Origin of the sequence: Clostridium estertheticum (assembly GCF_018861295.1) — a bacterium.
GTDB lineage: Bacteria > Bacillota > Clostridia > Clostridiales > Clostridiaceae > Clostridium_AD > Clostridium_AD estertheticum_D.
In genome coordinates this window covers 1-19042 of the sequence record NZ_JAHLDM010000030.1, presented here as the reverse complement: position 1 = coordinate 19042, position 19042 = coordinate 1, and the positions used below count along the sequence as shown (strand labels likewise).

Genomic DNA, 19042 nt, shown 5'->3' with positions numbered 1-19042 from the left:
GTGGGATATTGTGTATGGTTTAGTTAAGTGTGAGCTACTTAAGCTCAAAAGACAAAAGGTTATACCAATTTCAATAATAATAACATTTATACCAATTCTATTAGGATTGTTTAGTTTTAAGACTAATTATGCCGTATTTAAAGATGTAAATACAGGTGACTGGCTTAAGGCATGGTCTCAGGTTGGAACGTTTTATGCACCTATTATGCTTCCAATAATAGCAAGTGTATACTGCGCCATAATATTCAGGGTTGAATATGCAAATGGCAATTTAAAGATAATTTTATCAACACCTGTATCAAGAAAGTCAATATATAAGTCAAAGGTTATAATATCGGCACTAATGGTATTGTTCCTTCAAGCTGTGTTTGGAATATCATATTTTATTTTTGGAAAACTCTTTGGAATAACAGGTTCATTCCCAATAAGTAAAATGCTTGAATTATTAATCCTTGGATGGGTTGGAATCCTTCCACTTATTGCAATACAGATTCATCTTTCATTAAAATATGAAGATTTTACAAAGCCTATAATGATAGCATCAATATGCTCACTAGGTGGATTCTTTATAGGAGCTATAAGCGGCATAAGATATTTATGGCCATGGGCTCTTCAAAAAATTCCAATGGATCTTTCAAGTGGAGGCATAGAAGGGGTAATTCCTAAAGCTATTTACATTCTTTACTGCTTAATTTTTGCAGGAGTAATAGTAACAATTGGAAGTAAAAAGTTTGAAAACATGGAAATCAAATAAAAGTATTATTACATTTACATAAGAAGGCTAAAAAAATTCTTCCTTTAGGTGGGCATATCGAATTAAATGAATTGCCAGAAGAGGCATGTATTCGTGAAACACAAGAAGAATCAGGTTTGAAAATAAATTTATACAATCCCATAAATAACCAGCTTAGGAATTCATGCGAATTAGTAGAAGAAAAATTATTACATGGTTTTCTAATATTGTTCAACAACCCAAAAGGCAGCAATGCCTTTTTTTCTTTTCTTAAAATTGATGATTTAAAATCAAAGTAGAACTTAGTTTACATATCACTATCAATTGTTAGTATTATGTAACATTCAATTTATGCTTTTTATACAAAACATTCGAAAACGTTGCTAAATAAGGAAAATGAAAGTTACATAAATACATTGTATAACTTTCAAAACACTCAAAATCCATATTAACACTCCACAATGTTAATTATTCTATCCGTTTGATTTGCTAAATGTTTACTATGCGTAACCATCATTACAGTTTTTCTATACTGTTTGCTTAAATCCTTAATTAGATTAAATGCTATTTCGGCAGCCGCAGAATCTAAAGATCCAGTTGGCTCATCTGCAAGAATGATATCACCTGGCTTGAGTATTGTTCTTGCCAGGGCTACTCTTTGCTGTTCATCACCTGAGAGTGTATTAACTTTTTCTAAATGAACCTTTTTTAATATTTCCTCTATTCTTGTATCCTTTTCCTTTGTAGTGATATTAGAGAATTTCATTGCCAGAAAAAGGTTATGATAGATTGTCATATCATTGATTAACGCAAATGATTAAAATAAGTAATTAATTGTATTGCTCCTTAGCATTGTAGATTGGCTGCTTTTTATTTTAGGAATTTCTTTTCCTTTTGTTCCATTGGATTGGTAAAAAAATGCGTCACAGTTGATTTAATAATAAGAAATGTTATAAGTTTTTAAAAACAATATTTAATGATATTATATTCCTAAACAATAAAATTTAATTGTTAACCAGATTAGGGGGTGCATTATGCCAAAAAATGATAATATGCTAGCAATTTTATGGATGCTGAATTCAGGTGCAAAAATAACTGCAAAGCAAATATCCGAAAGGTTAGAAATAAACATACGATCAGTTTATCGTTATATGGATGCACTGTGTGTTAGTGGAGTGCCAATAATATCGGAGTCTGGTCATAACGGCGGATATAGTTTGCTTAACAATTTTATCCGAGCGCCCCTGTTTTTTAATCTTGAAGAGAAAAAATCACTTTTGCATGCTGCTGTTTTTGCAATGGAATCAGGATATCCTTTTATGGAATCACTAAATAATGCAACATCAAAGTTAAAGATGTTTTCGAATCAAGAACAAGAAAAAGTTCTCACTCGTCATTTAGTTGGATTTGAAGTAGTAAGCCGTATTTGCGATCCAGCTGTCAAACCCATATTAATGGAACTCGAGCAAGCTGTTGCAAATGAATGCTCTATGGAAATTGAATACTGTACAGGTTATGAAGGGCATCCCAATCATAGGGTTGTTGACCCCTATGGGATTCTTTACTGGAACAATAAATGGTACGTTATTGCATTTTGCCATCTTAGGAATGAAATTCGTAACTTTAGGGTAGATAGAATAATAAATATTATAAGCACTAAAAATACGTTTAAGCGTCCTGAAGCTTTTTCGGCACGTGAGTTTTTTACAGAAAGCTTATTACCGAATATAGAAAGTAAAGTAGGACTTTGCACTTTAGTAATTGAGGGCAAGTCAGAAGCATTGAATGACCTAAGTGCACATTGGTTTTTAGGGTATCATCTGATAAAACGAACTGAATGCAGAACGGTTTTTTTAATGGATGAATACTCAATCCATACCTATGTTCCTCATATTCTACTTCCATATGGTAAAGCAATAAAGGTGCTTGAACCAAATAGTTTTAAAGCTGCTATGGCATCAATTCTTAAAGATTTGCTGGACTATTATCTTCACTGACTGAATTTGTCAGTAAAGATAATATATAATTGATTAAGATGGAGCTTGAAACTATCCTGTGATAAATAGTACTAATAAAATGAAAGTGGAGGAATAGAGAATGAAAAACAAAGTATATCTTTATGTATTTGATACAATGGCAGACTGGGAAATAGGTTATTTAAGTACTGAAATCAATTCGGGAAGGTACTACAAAAAGGGATTAATGCCTCTTAAAATAGTAACTGTAGGAATTAACAAGAACCCTATTACTACAATGGGAGGTCTCGAAATATTGCCAGAAATTGAACTTAAGGAGTTTAGTATTGAAGAGACAGTTGCTTTGATTCTACCTGGTGGGAATACATGGACAGAAGCAATTCATGCTCCCATTATAAGAATGGCTGAAGAATGTTTAGAGAAAGGTATTGTTGTAGGGGCAATTTGTGGTGCTACAATAGGACTTGCTATGGAAGGAGTATTAAATAAGCGAGCTCATACAAGCAATGACCTGGGATATCTTAAAATGGTCTGTCCAAGCTATGCAGGAGAAAAATATTATAAGCAAGAATACGCAGTAACTGATAGAAGTTTGATTACTGCCTCTGGAATAGCTCCTCTTGAATTTACTTTGCACATATTGAAAATTCTAGAGGTGTTTTCACCACAAACCTTAGATTCTTGGTACAATCTTTATAAAACTCAAGATGCAAAATATTTCTTTGAGTTGATGAGCTCGATTCAATAGTGGGGTAGTGCTCGCAATTTGTGCAAAAGTCCCGTTAATGAAAAACGGTTACCATAAATTCAATTTAATTGAAATAGGTAACTGTTTTTTTTCATAAGTTGGCTCATAATGGTCTCATATTATTTACTAAATCATAATCACAATTATCATCAAAATTATACTGTCCAATAAAATTTATATGTTCCCATCCTAAAGGAGAAATATGCTTCATATACAATTCATTAACTTTTTCTGCTCAATAGCTTTAGGTAAATATCAAGCTCTGTATTATGACTAAGAAGTATATCAACTACATGAATTGCATCCCTTGAATTTGTATTTATAACTCCACCTCCAAATCTAGAAGATTGGTCACTTACAGCTGTTGTGTAACTTTCAAAACCTCCCAAATCCATATTAATAATATATTTTGCCCCTATATACATTTTTGGCGGGATAGGCAAAACTACCAATTATGATTTTTTTAAAACTACATTGTATATCAAGGTAGTTGTGATATACTGTAAGTAATATTAATACAAAAAAGGCAGGTTAATCTATGGATAAAGAAATGTTAAAAGGTTCATTGGATGTTATATTATTACAAATGTTATTGAAAAGTGAAATGTACGGATATGAAATTGCAAAACAAATAAAAAAACTGGCCAAAAATTCTCTGGAAATAGGAGAGGGTACTTTGTATCCCGCACTCAAAAGACTTGAAGAAAAAAAATATTTAGAGTCTTATTGGGTTTCAATTGGAGGCAGAAATAATAGAAAATATTATAAAACTACAAAGGATGGAATATTGGAATTAAAAAGAAAGTTAGAGAGCTTAGATATTATTAATGACTTAATTAAAGAACTTATTTTGACGAATCAATAAAATTATATGGAGGTTTAATATGGATAAGATTGATAAGTATATAAAAAAAGTAATAAATGGATTGGATTTAGATAAGAAAGAAATTGATGAGCTAAAAACTCAATTTAAAGACCATATTTTTTCATTAAAGGCTGAATATCTAGAAAAAAGTTATTCTGATGATAAAGCAATTGACCTAGCATTGGAGGACTTCGGTAATGAACATAATATTTCTGAAATGTTTGATAATAATAAAACAATGTTTTTTAGCGCTTACAAAAAAGTAATTTTTGTAATTTTTGGCATATACTTATTTTTGTTATTTGTATATTTAATTCGCGTATCAACTTTGGGACCAGCAAGCTTAAGGCTTAATATTATGTCTATAATACCATTTAGAACAATAATTTCAATAATAAAAGCTATATTAGCTGATGGACTAAATATAAATACATATATGGTACCTTCTGGGTGTTTGTGGTTTATCCCAATGGGAGTATTTATCCCTTTAATAAATTGTAAAGCTAATTCATTTAAATATGCAATTAGGACTTTTATAATTATCGTTTTATTGATACAAGTTGTAAATTTTGTAGTTGGTAAAGTAGGAAATATAGATTTTGCAATAATTCATTTGTTAGGATGCTTAATTGGGTATGGAATCTTTAAAATCCTTATGAAATCCAAGATATTAAAGAAAGTTAAAAGTGTGGTAACCTATTAATAATAACTATAGAACTTTGTGCCGCATTCGGAAATGAGGGTATAGCACTTATAAGCAAGGCCGTAAGAGGAAAGGCATCTGTTGGCGCTGTTAAATTTGATCACCATCCTGGATTTGACTTTAAAAGTGGTGATGAACTTTTTAAATGATTTAAATAAACTATGTGCTAAATAAATAATAAAAAAATAAAAGCCAATACATATTTTTCTTATATTATACATTCTAAAAGCTTTAGGGAGGAGAATATTATATGACAAAATTTAATGCCAGTAATTTAAACTTTTTTTCAGGAATCTTATTTGCAATTGCATCAATAATATATTTTAGTTCCAATAATAAAGTACAAGGAATTATATTTATATGTTTAAGTTTCACATTTATTGCACAGGGGTCTATCCAGAAAAAAAAGGAAAAATAATAAAGTATATTACATTCATGATCCAATATATATCATATAATTATATATATTCAAGCCTATAAAGGATTAGTTAAATTTAACTAAATGCTTAACACCCCATATATAGCTTAAAATGATAAATTCCCGAAGTAACTACAAATACTATAACCTGACTTTTAGTTCTTCAATTTTTGTTATTTTAGTACATCTTCTCGCATAATATGAATCACTTTTTTAGGCTCTTCAAATATTGGACTGTGGGCAGATTCCTTAAAAAGATAAAATTCCTTTACAGGTGCACTAAGTTTTTTAAGATAAGCCTCTGACAGAGAATAATTTACTGTATAATCATATATTCCCGAAAAGAAATATACCGGAATATCAAGTTTTGTTATAGTTTTACTTAAATCCGTACTGTAAAGTTCTTTGTTTAAAACAGTAGAATTTGAAAATGCTTTTCCACGCCATATATTTATTTTCTCTCTCAAGGTATATTCACTATTCTGCATAACTGGCATAAAAATTCCAGAGACTACTGATTCCATTTTATGAGTTGTACCAATTCCTGCTCTATGCATCACATCGTCTCTTATTTTTTTGTATGCATCTGATAGACCATCCATTGTTTCAATAGGTGTTGCTTCAAGTTTCTTTACAGTTTTTTTATCGCCTTTTGCATTGTAGTACTTAATCATATATTCATATGCAATTTTCTCTGATTCCATTTGATTTGATATTTGTCCTACACCAATATAGGCATGATATAACTCAGGTGATTTTGCTGCTGCCTGCAACGCTATATATGAACCCCACGAGTGTCCCATAAGGTATAATTTGTCCTGCCCGAAACGTTTACGTAAATAGTTTGTTACGCTTATTGTGTCAGACACAAACTGCTTTCTTGTCATTGTTTTTGCGGAGATATCGCTGCTATAGGATAACCCTGCGCCCCGCTGATTCCACCATACCACCGTAAAATATTTTTCAAGTCCCGTAGGATATGTTTCAGTAAGAAAATATTCCGGCATACCAGGGCCTCCGTGAACAAAAAGCAGTACTGGATTTGATATATTCTCACTTTTAATAATCATTCCCATATTCACTCCGTTAATTTTAACATTAATCTTTTCGGAAATACTGCCCTTCATAACATTTCCATTTTTGTCTCGCAACGGGTTCACTTTCCCAGGACTTTGTACTAATAAAATAATTGCAAGTACAATGATGCATAGAGTAATGAGAGAAAATGAAATCAACATTATTTTACCAACCTTTCCTGCTAAACCTCGTTTAAAAGAAGTAATTATTTTGTGCTTTTCCATTTTGACAGTTCCTTTCATTTATAATTGCTCAGCTACATAATCCTAGCAATCTCTTATACAACATGCAATAGCGATTGTCCTATGTTACAAATACACTGTCATTACTTACAAAAAAGTCACCTGCCAGCAGCTTTTTACTACTTTCTAACACCTAATTATTCATCTGTTTTCCCCTCTTTTTTCGCTCTGTTAATTTTTTGTTGATATAATCAGCATCCTTTCTTATCCCTACCAATCGTAGTAAATATCCAACTGCATATACTGGGATTGTATATATAAATACGAACCATTCTTCTCCTTTTGGGTACCAATTGAATTTTATCCCGAAGGCAAAAAACAGAAATACCACAACAACGTATTCCGCAAACATAGAAATCACAGGCCTATTATCTAATACTAATCTAATCACAATCGGTGCCAGACACATTATAAAAGAATAAACCACAATAGATCCAATGATTTTAAAGTTTGACCATAAACCATAAAAAAGAGCATCGATACAAAACACCCAAAATATAACAAGCATGCTAAATGCAAGACTTGTAATAATATAATCTCTAAAAATTTTCTTTTTACTTTTCATAATGTTGAGCCTCCCCCTCTAACCATTTTTTAATTGCCGGAATATAGGTTCTTGTAATAATAACATTTTCACCATTAATCAATGTTGCTTTCAATCGGCTATTAAAAAGTGTATTTACACTATCTAGTACATCAATATTCATAATGCATGCTTTGTTTATTTGAATAAAACCGAACCCAGTTAATTCATCAATTAACTGATATAGTTTTTTACTACTTTTGAGTACCTGATTTTTTGTATAAATAAAAGTTTTCCTTTCAATACTTTCAATGTAGAAAATATCACAAATATTGAGGACTATATTTTTACCATTATTACTTCCAACTATTTTCATATCTATACCCTTAATTCTTTGTATAAGCTGCTGTACTTGTACATTCATAATCGGGTACCTGATTTGTACTTCAATATTGCTCTCCTTATCTTCTATAATTATAATATCCACTCTGTTACTCCTTTCTCTTTAATTCAGTCTCCAAGTTGCTCACAAATAATATCTATTTCTCATAATTTCACGATTATGAAATAACTTCGAATGCTACTAGATCCATTTACTATTAAATTATTTGTACCAAAACGCCAAGCGTCAAAATAAAAACAAGAAAAACCGTTAAAAGTGCGTAACCTATGAAATGCTGATACTACACAAAACATTTGTTTAATCATACCATAATTACCGTAAATTAGAGTCGTAATCAAAGAGTAGTGGCTCTATAAATATGTAGATTATTGCAGCAGCCTTATTATGCATGTTTCTAAGGGTTTTACAACAAGTTGTATTTGCTAAAATCACTATAAAAACAAGAAGAAACCATTATAAGTGCTTATGTGTACATATATATAAACATTAATGTTTGTATATTTGTTTTCCTAAATGTAATCCCACCATTTGACCTCAACTTACAGGTTTTAAAAAATTAGTTTACAAATCTGGACATCAAAAGAGAGGCTTTATAATTTACATTGTGCTAAACTTTTATATAAGAAGGGATGGGGAGTAAAAGTGAAATGGTTGAAACAATTAAGCGAAGTAGTTGATTATATAGAAAGCAATTTAACTGGTGTTATTTCCTATGATGAAGTTGCAAAAATAAAGGGGTAACAGGAGTTGAATCTGCAAAACTATTGAATATAATTAAAGCCACATTATATAGACACATAAAAGAATATGAAATGTAAGCGAGGGTTAACACCTTCTTTTTTTATGGAATGAAATAGGAACGTTATGTTACATTCATAAATTTTAACAAAGTAGTTTCTTTAAAATTGATAAGAGGATGTTTTTTTTGGTTAAATACGTACTCAACGAGAACCGCCCAAAAACAAATAATTAACATTTTACCATATCAACGGTTTAAAGGTTCTTTTTATGATCAAAAAATGACTGTTAATGTTTTTTCTATTGTATTTTATTGTATTTTTTTATAAGATAATATAAACCATATAATTAAAAGGAGACTATTTATGAAAAATTATAAAAAAATATTAGTGAGGTGGTTCAGATATTAATAAATTATATAATTAATAAGGGAACCCACGCTAATATTAGAAATTCAATAAAAATAGCACGAACTAAAACTAGCTGGAGAAAAAAACTTGAAACAGATCCCGAACAAAAAAGAATAATTTATGAGAAATCAACAAGTATATTAACAAGATCAGCACTACGTGATCTATTATTTAATAACATTAAATAATTGTAAACGTTTATAAATTAGTGATAACAATAATAGGCAAAGCCACAATCTATAATTGAATTTTAACAAAATGAAAATATTTATGAAATAGGACAAATTTGTTGACGAGTGAGGAGCAAAGAAAGGGGGTTACAAGACTTGTTGTGGTTTGATGAGCACATGCAGCTTATGACAACTTATTTCAAAAAATAAACCTTTTGTTAAATATATAAATATTAAAATTAATAGGGGGGTATTATTTTATGAAAAAATTATTGAAACATTTAAGAATGGTAATCTTAGTAATCGCAATTGCTATTTCATCGTTTGGAGTTTCGCAGGCTAAAGCAGCAACCACTAACCAGACTTTGTTAAATACGTATGGAGGTAACTTTGGAAGAGTTGGTTCCTGTGTAACATTAGCACAGTTACAGGATCCGGCTACTTTAAGTGTGATTAAACAAAGATACAACAGCATTACCCTTGAAAACGAAATGAAGCCGGATGCATTGCTTGGTTTATCTCCGACTTTAATTACGGTTTCACAAGCAAAAGCATTAGGATACTATATACCAAGTAATTATACAGAGACTACAGTACCAAAGATTGATTTTACTAATGTTGACAAGGTGTTACAAATTTGCTACAAGAACGGTTTAGGTGTCCGTGGACATACTCTAATATGGCACTCGCAGACTCCACCTTGGTTATTTAATACAAGATACAGCTCAAGCGGAAGCTACGTAAGTTCAACTGTTATGGATGCACGTATGGAATTTTATATAAAGACAGTTATGAGTCATGTTCATTCAAGCAATTACGGCAGTGTTGTTTATGCATGGGATGTTGTAAATGAGTACTTACATTCTCTACCCACACCAGCATTACCCGCATCAGGATGGTTTAAGATTTATGGAAATATTACAACTTCTCCTCAATATGTAAAGAATGCGTTCCGTTATGCTTACGAAACAACAAGTCATTTTGGTTTGACAAACAAAGTAAGTCTATTCTACAATGACTATAACGAATACATGGAATCCTCTAATATCATAAAAATGATTAATTATATTAACTCAGGTACTCGTTATTGTAATGGTATCGGTTGCCAATCTCACCTCAGTACTTCATTCCCAAGTGTTGACTATTACAAGTCAGCTTTACAGGCATTTATGAATGCAGGATTAGAGATTCAGATTACAGAACTAGATGCGGGTGCACCTACGGAAACAGAACAGGCAGCATATTCATATAACATTATGAAAGCAATCTGTGATGTTAAAAAATCAGGTGCAAATATCACAGGCATTACATGGTGGGGACTTTCTGATAATGTATCCTGGAGGAAAAAAAATAATGATAATCCACTGCTTTTCTCAACATTATATGTTCCGAAAGCTTCTTATTATAGAACCCTAGATGCTTATACAAATGTTTTTAATTAAAATTGATATATTCCGTGGCATAGGTAATAATGTAACAGCAATCGGTTATAAGCATGTAAATATGTGATTACGATTAAGCCTAATGTGTACTCAACAATCGTTTGAAAATACCAATTATTTAATTTGAACGTTCAAAAGCACAAAAAATAAATGTATTAACCATTGAAGATGCTGTTAAAAAAGTACACTTTTTTAACAGCATCTAAAATAACAAGTTACATACTATATGTAAATAAATGATTTTCTTATTCCACTTTTTTAGTAGGGGTAGTCAAGAAAATACTTACTTGTAGTGTAGCCTACTCATATTATGAAAAGAATAATAGCTATGTTTTAACAACAGGCACATCTGTAACATTAGCGTCTTATCCAAGTTCATTGCCTTTCCCCTACACATATTCGGCGAAGTTAACCGGGAGCGTGCCCAATGATGTCCAGACTAACGCCGGACCAAAGTAACCTATAACAACGTTAAACAAATATTGTACTATAAAAATCATACATAATAAAAGTTTTTTCAGTATTATGTATGATTTCTATAAGTGCTATTTTATTGCTCCGATATTTATGTAAATAACATGTGAATCTCACTCATTTATTTGAAATACTTATTAGTTCGTATTAAGTATGCAATATAACATTTTTATGTTGCATGCTTAATACGAACTAATAGTTTTTATACATTCAAATATTATACGATTAATTTCTAAATATGCTAACAAAATGTGGGATTATATATTTGTCTTGTAAATATATAGTTATTATAAAGGAATATGGAAAGTTATGTAGAATATATAATTATATCAAGTAATAGTATGTTATACAAAAATCTTGATATATAATTAAAAAAAGGGGTGGAACTAATGTTTAAAAAACTAATTTGTAAGACCATTACTACTATAGGATGTCTAGGATTACTTTTGGGAAATATAGCTATTATGCCTGCATCACTTATTCATTCTCATGAACCTAATTGTCCTGATGAATTTTTAAGATAAAAATAGCGACTCTTTTGTATGGAACTTTTAATTTCTATTACAAAAGAGTCATTATTTTATTAAGGGGAAGATAAAAATGATTATAGAAATACTGCTTGATATTTTTGAGGCATTAATATTATTGGGAACTTTTAGCTCTTTAACGAACCAAAAGAAGTATATTGTTGAAAATAAAATCAGATCCGGATTATTTTGTATATCATACACTATTACAGCTTATTTAAGTACAAATTATTTTAATAATGATTTATACCATACGCTATTTACAATAATAGTGTCTTTAGTGTTATTAACATTTATTACAAAAACAAATCTGTATTCCTCGATTATCATATTTTCGTTATTTTTTACAATGATATTTGCTACAGAAACTTTGATTCAATTTATTGAAATGTTTATACTTAAAGTTGAACTAAATCAGATTTTGACTATTTATAAGTACGCACTTATTTTTAGAGTTAGTAGTAAATTGCTACTGATACTTGTTTTAATCATGATTTCAAAATGTAATATTTTTTTGAATAAGAGAGAACTATTTAATAGCGAAAAATCTCTTTTTTCTAAGTTTTTTATAGAACTAGGGGTCTTTAGTTTATTTTTATTAGTTTTATTATTCAGTGTTTTAGATATTGAAAATAACAAAATATATGATATCTTAGTTTTCAGTTCATTTTTTATGTTTTTATTAATCGCATTTATACATTTGAAAAAAAATGTGGAATTAATAAATATAAACAATAAATATAGAGTTCAACAATATCAAATTTCTAATATGGAGGAAATAATTAATATCATTAGGCAAGAAAAACATGATTATGCTAATCATATAAATGTTATACAAGCATTGTGTTGTTTAAACAAACCAAATACCGTTGAGCGAATAAAAGAATATGTATCAAAACTTTCAGACATAATTCACTTATCATTTAGATATTTAGACACTGGAAATGATTATCTAGATGGGTTATTATCAATAAAAAACAACTATGCGACTCAAAATAATATAGATTTCAAAGTACTTATTAATGAATCTTTTAGTTTGCTAAAAATTAGGGAAGATGAGTTAATAAGTATCATTAGCAATATTATAGATAATGCGTTTGAGGCATTAATGTTAAAAGCATTGGATGAAAATAAAGAAATATCTATTATTACTTTCTTAGATGATAACAAGTTTTGCATTGAAATATCAAATAATGGAAGTGGTATTCCTAAAGAAATAATAAATAAAATTTTTGAAAAGGGATATTCTACAAAAACTAAGGGAAAAGGTGATCATGGGTATGGATTATATATTACTAAACAACTAGTCGAGCATAATAATGGAATTATATCTGTAGAAAGGACTTCATTAAAAACTAAATTTTTAATTAGATTTTTAATGTAGAAGAAGGTTAAATGAATGAATAAATTAGTAAGTTATTTAGTAAAAAAGATTTCTGAAACCAATTCTCAATTTACGGAACTAGAACTAAAAAAAATGAACTATGGATTTGTCTGTTTATTTGATGAAATTACTAAGATAATTCCGTATTATATAATATTCTATTTGTTTTCACTTCAACAATATTACATAGTTATTTTTGTGTTTTTTTGTCCTATAAGATTATTTTCAGGTGGTTTTCATGCAAAAACATATTGGGGATGTTTTTTTATTAGTTTTGTAACTTTTGGTGTAATGATTATTATCGGTAAATATATAACAATAAATATTCTCACTTCAATAGTAGTATTAATTAGTTCTATTTTGCTTGTATATATCTTTTCTCCTGTTGATAATATTAATAAAAGAATAAAAAGTAAAGAGAGAAGAAATAAACTGAAATACTTATCTGTTGTTATAACTTCTTTATTGAGTGGAATAAGTTATATTATACCAAATAAATTTTTCACTACAGCAGTTCTAGCTATTTTTATGGCTGTAATGATGATGATGATGGGTTGCATAAACAATAATAAAGATAAGAATTGCTCAAATTACAATTAATTTATAATATTTATTATACAAAGTCATAACCACAGAAAACATTTGAAATTTATAAATAGTATTATATATTATTTATAAATAAAGGAGATTGCAAATATGAAAGGGTCGAAAATAAACATAATCATTGCTGATGACAACAAAGACTTTAGTAATATTCTTAATGATTATATATCAATGCAAAAGGATATTGTTGTTACGGGTATCGCAGCGAATGGAGTAGAAGCATTAGATTTGATTCAAGAAAAAAAGCCTGATGTAGTAATACTTGATATGAATATGCCTATTATGGATGGGTTGGGGGTTCTAGAAAGGTTAACTACAATGAATTTTGATATAAAGCCCCATATACTAGTTTTATCAGCAGTTTCAAAAAAAACAACAACTCAAAAGGCCCTAGCACTAGGAGCCGATTATTATGTCCTAAAACCTTTTAGCATTGAAACATTAGTTAAGAAAATAAGACAAATTATGAACGTTGCATCCAGTTGTACTTAAACGTAATATATTACATAATATAATCAAATATTAATATTAAGTAACATTTAAATTGACATTCTATATAAAAATACAAAAAATCTTTGGAAAATAAGGAAAGTGAAAGTTACACAAGCACATTGTGTAACTTTCACTTATTTAAAAAAGGTTAAAATAAATACCTTAGTTATGGGTATTCCATCTGCCTAATATACCTTTTAGCGGAAATAGGCAAAACTACACCATTCGCAATATCTTGAGCTTGATCTTGATCTGAGTTGCTATTTACAACTTGATGGATACCCCAAAGGAACTACAATATTTCTTTGAGAGAAGTATAAAAGTAATAACACTTAATACACCACTTCTTTTTATGATCAAAAAATGACTGTTAATGCTTTTTCTATTGTTTTTTATTGTATTTTATTGTATTTTTAAATAAGTTAATATTAACAAAGGTACAACCATTAAGGATTTATATAATAAAACGAGGGGGATTTAAAAATGAAAAAATTTAAAATGAAAGTCATTACTTCATGTCTATCTTTAGGACTAGTTGCAAGTGCTCTATTTACACCGGTTTCTGCTTTTGCAGGAACAATGGGTGATCCAACAACGCAACTTGATGGGAGACTAAGCACATTCCACCAGGGGGCTGCTAATGATTGCGGTGCTGTTTCTGGAATACAGGCATTAGCTAATAGTAGATTTGGTAGAAAGTTCTTAAATAAAGTGATTTCAGTTAACAGTGATGGTAGTTATACACTCAATTTCGGTTCCGGAAAACAGACAGTATCGGAAACAGATGTAGCCAATGCATACATAAGCGGAGACCTTGATGCTAGAGTTATAGAAGCTGGAATGCAAAAAGCCATGAATGTTTATAATGGTTGTTTTGCTTGTGATGTATTTGCGAAAATGACAGGATTTGGCCAAAATGTAGTTAGTGGAGATACTGCTAAAACGAATATGATGAATACTATGGCTTTAAAATGTAAGTCTGGAGAGGGTATTACAGCTGCTTGTGATTTTACTATAGCTGATCCAAGTAAAGGAATTATAGGTGATGGAGGTCACTCATATTCAATAAAGAGTGTAACTAAAGACACTGTAGTAGTAATAAATCCATGGGATACTTCTAAATTTATAAATATGTCTAGAAGTCAGTTTGAAAGTTCTATAAGGTATATGACATATGTAAATGAAGCAACGAATAAAATCGTAGTTTTTTGGAATTAAGTAAGTGGTAACAGGTGTCTAATTTGCAAAACTATTGAACATAAGCAGAGCCACATTATATAGACACATAAAATAATATGAAATGTAAGAGAGGGTTAACACCTTCTTTTATGATCAAAAAATGACTGTTCATGCTTTTTCTATTGTATTTTATTGTATTTTTGTATAAGTTAATATTAACAAATGGACAACCATTAAGGATTTAGAATATACTACAGGATGGTTTCGTTAACAAAAAAAAATATACAGGGGGTTATTTTATGCAAAGACTTAAAAATTTATGTATGGTAGCAGCACTAGGAGCAATAGTTATGGGAGGAAGTTTATTACAAAGTACATCAGCTTATGCTGCTAGTACTATCAATGTTAAAGCTGGAGGAACTACATTATCAAGTGCTTTAACTTTAGCTAAATACGGAGATACGATTGCAATCTCAGGAACAGTAACTTCAGGCTCAGTAGTCGTACCAGCAGGAGTAATAATATCAGGAAAATCAGGAGCTGGAAAAATAAATTTTTCTTCAACTACTGGAAGTAGCAGGGGATTAACAATTAATACTACTGGATCCACAATTACAGATTTAGAACTTTATGGTGCTGCAGATAATGGAATATATATGGAAGGGTCAAGTAATCGTTTAACGAACTTAAAGGTTCATGGTAACCATGACGCTGGTGTACAATTATCAAATGGAGCGGCTAATAATACTTTAAGCAACGTTTACTCCTATAGTAATGCAGATGCAAAGGGCGAAAATGCTGATGGATTTGCAATTAAATTACATTCAGGTGCTGGAAATAAATTAATAGATTGTACCGCTGAAGGAAATTCAGATGATGGATATGATTTATATGCTGCTCATGGGGCTGTAACATTTACAAGATGCCACGCTATAAACAATGGTAACTGCGGTGGAATAAAAGGTGACGGTAATGGATTTAAAGTTGGCGGCGTAGACAACAAAACTCCAGGTAAACCAGCACATATGGACCCATTAAATCATGTGCTTATTGATTGCACCGCAACAGGAAACACAAACAGTGGATTTGATAGAAACAATCAAAATGGTGTTGTTACAATGACGGGTTGTATTGGTAAAAATAATGGTATAAAGAATTTTAATTTTCCACTTACAGGTACACCCTCAGCTTTAGGAGGAAAAACAGTTCCATTTGGAGTAGCTATAATGAAAAATTGTACATCTATAAATGGTACAAATAATATTACAGGAGCTACATTGAGTGGTTGCATAGGTTTATAAATATTACAAATATTTTATTTAAAAATATAAATCAAATTTTTATTTTGGGTAAATCACTTTCGGCAAAAAAATAGTTAAGAATGGATTCCCAAGTATCTTAATATAAAAAGAAATGTGTAGAAGTATATATGCTTTATAGGGGGCGTCGCCAGCATCTTTCGGGAAGGTTGGCGCTACCCCCTATATGCCTTATTAATTTAATTTCAAAAGAATAATACCCATTCTATAATCTAATCTCTAATTCTTTGCAAGATAATCGTACACAACATGAGGTGATGCAAGAGTTAAATCTGTAAGAATATGTGATGCAGATACAACTTCTAAGACTTGTAAATCAGCTAAAGGAGCTAAAGCATGACTAAATAATTGCAGACGTGCACAGCCAGTCCATGCGCCGTGTATGGTAATATCCTTATTCTGTGTACATATAAGTTCACAAATCCTTGGTTTTCCATCATAGCCTTGTAAAATTTTCAGCATAAAGCTAGGTCGAGAGATTTGATTATAAGCTTCCTTAATATCTAGAGGTTCATGTTTATAACCCATTGTAGCAGTGGCAACTCGTAATGAGCCATAGTTTAGTGTACCAACTAATGTATCTGAGTCAACAAATAGCTTTGGAGTACCCAGTTTCTTAGGGTAAGCACTAATCTCTCTTCCAACAGCAATGGCTGGGTGATTGTCTAAGTACATCATATGTAGATAATCACCTTTAATTCCATTATACTTTACTGGAATAACCTGCCCACATTCAGTATAGGATCCCAATCCAGTAACATCTGGCATAGCCATCATTTCAAATCTAACTAGGGGCTCATCCTCATCTAATTCTAATGGTTCTGGCACCATTTTTCGAAGTGACGCTAGGTCAGTACGGTATAGTATATTTAAGTATTCCCTATTATGGAACTTATATGGTCCTTTTGGGAATGCTGGAGCAGTAAGTGGGGTTGTAATTTGTTTAGATATTTCACTTTCTAACATAAAATATTCACTCTCTTTTCTTATTTTTTAATTAAAGGTAAATTTTTATACATCCATAATTTTTATATTATCTGGAATAATTAAAGTTGCTTCCGTTACAGATTTAATTTCATCAATTGTTGTATCTTTGTGAATTTCTTTTAAAAGTAACCCCTTATCTGTTACTTCAATTACACAAAGTTCTGTAACAATTAAATTTACTTGAGATTTTGCAGTGAGTGGCAGTGTACATTTTTTAAGAATTTTAGGTTTTCCTTTTCCAGTATGTCGCATGGCTATAATTACTACATTTGCACCCATTACTAAATCCATAGCACCGCCCATTCCAGGTACCATTTTGCCTGGAACAATCCAATTAGCTAAATTCCCTTTTTCATCTACTTCTAAAGCTCCAAGCACAGTAACATCGACATGTCCGCCTCTAATTAGTGCAAAGGACATAGAACTATCAAAGAATGAACCCTCTGGAAGTACAGTTACACACTGTCCGCCTGCATTAATTAAATTTGTATCTTCTTGTCCTGTTTTTGCTTTTGGACCCATGCCAACCATACCATTTTCTGATTGAAAAGTAATATGCATTCCCTTTGGCACATAATTTCCCACCAAAGTTGGAAGCCCTATACCAAGATTTACAAGTTGACCATCTTTTAATTCTTTTGCAACTCTTTTAGCAATAATTTCTTTTGCTAACTTACTATCTGTAATCATTAAACTGCCTCCTTTACAATATAATTCACAAGTACACCAGGAGTCATTATATCTTCTGTTCTTAATTGTTCACATTTTACTAAGCTTTCAGCTTCCATTATTACCGTTTTTGCAGCCATTGCAATATAAGGATTGAAATTTTTTGTAGTTGCTTTATAGTAGCTATTCCCAAATTCATCTACTATACTGCCTTTTACAAGTGATACATCTGCCTTTAATGGAAGTTCTAATAAATAATCCGTATTGCTAATTGTAATTATTTTTTTCCCGTTTTCTACAATAGTTCCTAGTCCAGTTGGTGTTAATACACCGCCTAGACCAGATCCAGCTGCACGGATTCTTTCAATTAATGTTCCTTGTGGAGAAAGTTCTACTTCCATTTCACCAGTATTCATCCTTCTTCCAGTCTCAGGATTGGTTCCAATATGTGAAGCAATCACTTTCTTTACTTGGCCGTTAACAACCAATTTTCCTATACCTTTATCGGGGAACCCCGTATCATTTGCAATGATGGTTAAATCTTTTATATTTAAATCAACCAACATATCAATTATTGTGTCAGGGGTTCCACAATCTAAAAAACCACCGATCATAATTGTCATTCCATCTTTAAAAATAGATTTTAATTCTTCCATTTCAAATATTTTATTCATTTTAATAGCTCCTTTCTAGCAGTATAAATTTTTTTGATGGAAATGTAGGCGGCCACTTACTCTATTAAAAGTTAGCTTACAAGTACACATCTCCTTTGTCTTGTAAAATCTCTTGCAGAGGTTATACCCTCACCAGTAGGTCCAGCAATAGTGAAAGTTGTAAATCCTTCTGCACCAGAACCTACTCCAGCAAATGATTTAGCATTCTTTACAAAAATAGTTGTATCTATTTCTGTTTCAAATCTATCTAAATTATCGATATTTTTTGAATATATATATGCACTAT

Annotated in this window: 23 protein-coding genes and 1 pseudogene; 15 read left to right on the top strand and 9 right to left on the bottom strand. The window is 30.6% G+C overall.

The annotated features are described in order from the left end of the window. Window positions 1-10 precede the first annotated feature (10 nt). Together KPL54_RS21750 and KPL54_RS21745 are read left to right on the top strand one after the other, a co-directional pair. Window positions 11-754: an ABC transporter permease gene (locus KPL54_RS21750; protein ID WP_216108605.1), complete on the top strand. Its 744-nt coding sequence runs from the start codon at window positions 11-13 to the stop codon at window positions 752-754. Continuing rightward, a complete protein-coding gene (locus KPL54_RS21745) occupies window positions 751-1032 on the top strand; it encodes an NUDIX domain-containing protein (RefSeq protein ID WP_216108650.1) in 282 nt (93 codons plus the stop codon). Before KPL54_RS21750 ends, KPL54_RS21745 begins: the two co-directional genes overlap by 4 nt. Window positions 1033-1181: 149 nt before the next feature. On the opposite strand, the gene KPL54_RS21740 is transcribed toward KPL54_RS21745, so the two are convergent. Next, complete coding sequence (locus tag KPL54_RS21740; RefSeq protein WP_216108604.1) at window positions 1182-1529, bottom strand: ATP-binding cassette domain-containing protein; 348 nt, start codon at window positions 1527-1529, stop codon at window positions 1182-1184. Window positions 1530-1767: 238 nt separating this feature from the next. Between KPL54_RS21740 and KPL54_RS21735 the strand changes: the two genes are divergently transcribed. Both KPL54_RS21735 and KPL54_RS21730 read left to right on the top strand, forming a co-directional pair. Continuing rightward, window positions 1768-2730 (top strand): helix-turn-helix transcriptional regulator, encoded by a 963-nt coding sequence (locus KPL54_RS21735; RefSeq protein ID WP_216108603.1) that lies wholly within the window; start codon window positions 1768-1770, stop codon window positions 2728-2730. 100 nt (window positions 2731-2830) lie between these two features. Further along, a complete protein-coding gene (locus KPL54_RS21730) occupies window positions 2831-3457 on the top strand; it encodes a type 1 glutamine amidotransferase family protein (RefSeq protein WP_216108602.1) in 627 nt (208 codons plus the stop codon). A 221-nt stretch (window positions 3458-3678) separates the two neighbouring features. Here the strand turns inward: KPL54_RS21730 and KPL54_RS26885 are convergent, their stop codons facing one another. Beyond that, on the bottom strand, window positions 3679-3852 hold the full coding sequence (locus KPL54_RS26885; RefSeq protein WP_216108601.1) for a Tn3 family transposase: 174 nt from the start codon (window positions 3850-3852) through the stop codon (window positions 3679-3681). A gap of 143 nt (window positions 3853-3995) precedes the next feature. On the opposite strand from KPL54_RS26885, the gene KPL54_RS21720 reads away from it, so the two are divergent. The 4 genes from KPL54_RS21720 (at window position 3996) to KPL54_RS21710 (ending at window position 5443) form a co-directional block, all read left to right on the top strand. Further along, complete coding sequence (locus tag KPL54_RS21720) at window positions 3996-4322, top strand: PadR family transcriptional regulator (protein ID WP_216108600.1); 327 nt, start codon at window positions 3996-3998, stop codon at window positions 4320-4322. Window positions 4323-4341: 19 nt separating this feature from the next. Beyond that, window positions 4342-5025, top strand: a complete 684-nt coding sequence (locus tag KPL54_RS21715; protein WP_216108599.1) for a VanZ family protein — start codon at window positions 4342-4344, stop codon at window positions 5023-5025. Next, window positions 5025-5174, top strand: coding sequence for a DUF6506 family protein (locus KPL54_RS26270; RefSeq protein WP_375373011.1), 150 nt, complete (start codon window positions 5025-5027; stop codon window positions 5172-5174). Before KPL54_RS21715 ends, KPL54_RS26270 begins: the two co-directional genes overlap by 1 nt. A gap of 101 nt (window positions 5175-5275) precedes the next feature. After that, window positions 5276-5443: a hypothetical protein gene (locus tag KPL54_RS21710; RefSeq protein WP_216108598.1), complete on the top strand. Its 168-nt coding sequence runs from the start codon at window positions 5276-5278 to the stop codon at window positions 5441-5443. A 173-nt stretch (window positions 5444-5616) separates the two neighbouring features. Here the strand turns inward: KPL54_RS21710 and KPL54_RS21705 are convergent, their stop codons facing one another. The 3 genes from KPL54_RS21705 to KPL54_RS21695 form a co-directional block, all read right to left on the bottom strand. Then, window positions 5617-6744 carry an alpha/beta fold hydrolase gene (locus tag KPL54_RS21705; protein ID WP_216108597.1) on the bottom strand — a complete coding sequence of 376 codons (1128 nt, stop codon included), beginning with the start codon at window positions 6742-6744 and terminating at the stop codon, window positions 5617-5619. Between the two features lie 151 nt (window positions 6745-6895). Continuing rightward, complete coding sequence (locus KPL54_RS21700; RefSeq protein WP_216108596.1) at window positions 6896-7327, bottom strand: hypothetical protein; 432 nt, start codon at window positions 7325-7327, stop codon at window positions 6896-6898. After that, complete coding sequence (locus tag KPL54_RS21695; RefSeq protein WP_216108595.1) at window positions 7317-7772, bottom strand: LytTR family DNA-binding domain-containing protein; 456 nt, start codon at window positions 7770-7772, stop codon at window positions 7317-7319. Before KPL54_RS21695 ends, KPL54_RS21700 begins: the two co-directional genes overlap by 11 nt. A gap of 1494 nt (window positions 7773-9266) precedes the next feature. Here KPL54_RS21695 and KPL54_RS21685 point away from each other — a divergent pair. The 7 genes from KPL54_RS21685 to KPL54_RS21655 all read left to right on the top strand — a co-directional run bounded on the left by KPL54_RS21685 (window position 9267) and on the right by KPL54_RS21655 (window position 16408). After that, window positions 9267-10448, top strand: coding sequence for an endo-1,4-beta-xylanase (locus tag KPL54_RS21685; protein ID WP_253203676.1), 1182 nt, complete (start codon window positions 9267-9269; stop codon window positions 10446-10448). Window positions 10449-11311: 863 nt separating this feature from the next. Next, window positions 11312-11446, top strand: coding sequence for a cyclic lactone autoinducer peptide (locus KPL54_RS21680; RefSeq protein WP_216108594.1), 135 nt, complete (start codon window positions 11312-11314; stop codon window positions 11444-11446). Between the two features lie 76 nt (window positions 11447-11522). Further along, on the top strand, window positions 11523-12833 hold the full coding sequence (locus tag KPL54_RS21675) for a sensor histidine kinase (protein ID WP_253203674.1): 1311 nt from the start codon (window positions 11523-11525) through the stop codon (window positions 12831-12833). A gap of 15 nt (window positions 12834-12848) precedes the next feature. Continuing rightward, on the top strand, window positions 12849-13433 hold the full coding sequence (locus tag KPL54_RS21670) for an accessory gene regulator B family protein (RefSeq protein ID WP_216108593.1): 585 nt from the start codon (window positions 12849-12851) through the stop codon (window positions 13431-13433). 96 nt (window positions 13434-13529) lie between these two features. Continuing rightward, complete coding sequence (locus KPL54_RS21665; RefSeq protein ID WP_216108592.1) at window positions 13530-13928, top strand: response regulator; 399 nt, start codon at window positions 13530-13532, stop codon at window positions 13926-13928. Window positions 13929-14411: 483 nt separating this feature from the next. Continuing rightward, window positions 14412-15146, top strand: a complete 735-nt coding sequence (locus KPL54_RS21660) for a hypothetical protein (RefSeq protein ID WP_216108591.1) — start codon at window positions 14412-14414, stop codon at window positions 15144-15146. 260 nt (window positions 15147-15406) lie between these two features. Next, window positions 15407-16408 (top strand): right-handed parallel beta-helix repeat-containing protein, encoded by a 1002-nt coding sequence (locus KPL54_RS21655; RefSeq protein WP_216108590.1) that lies wholly within the window; start codon window positions 15407-15409, stop codon window positions 16406-16408. A gap of 237 nt (window positions 16409-16645) precedes the next feature. On the opposite strand, the gene KPL54_RS21650 is transcribed toward KPL54_RS21655, so the two are convergent. The 4 genes and pseudogenes from KPL54_RS21650 to KPL54_RS21635 all read right to left on the bottom strand — a co-directional run. After that, on the bottom strand, window positions 16646-17392 hold the full coding sequence (locus tag KPL54_RS21650) for an acetoacetate decarboxylase (protein WP_216108589.1): 747 nt from the start codon (window positions 17390-17392) through the stop codon (window positions 16646-16648). Window positions 17393-17437: 45 nt separating this feature from the next. Then, the gene (locus KPL54_RS21645) at window positions 17438-18103 is read right to left on the bottom strand and encodes a 3-oxoacid CoA-transferase subunit B (protein WP_216108588.1); all 666 of its coding nucleotides are present in this window, start codon (window positions 18101-18103) and stop codon (window positions 17438-17440) included. Beyond that, the gene (locus tag KPL54_RS21640; RefSeq protein ID WP_216108587.1) at window positions 18103-18756 is read right to left on the bottom strand and encodes a 3-oxoacid CoA-transferase subunit A; all 654 of its coding nucleotides are present in this window, start codon (window positions 18754-18756) and stop codon (window positions 18103-18105) included. Before KPL54_RS21640 ends, KPL54_RS21645 begins: the two co-directional genes overlap by 1 nt. Window positions 18757-18827: 71 nt before the next feature. After that, window positions 18828-19042 (bottom strand): annotated as a pseudogene (locus KPL54_RS21635) (aldehyde dehydrogenase EutE); the annotation flags it as partial.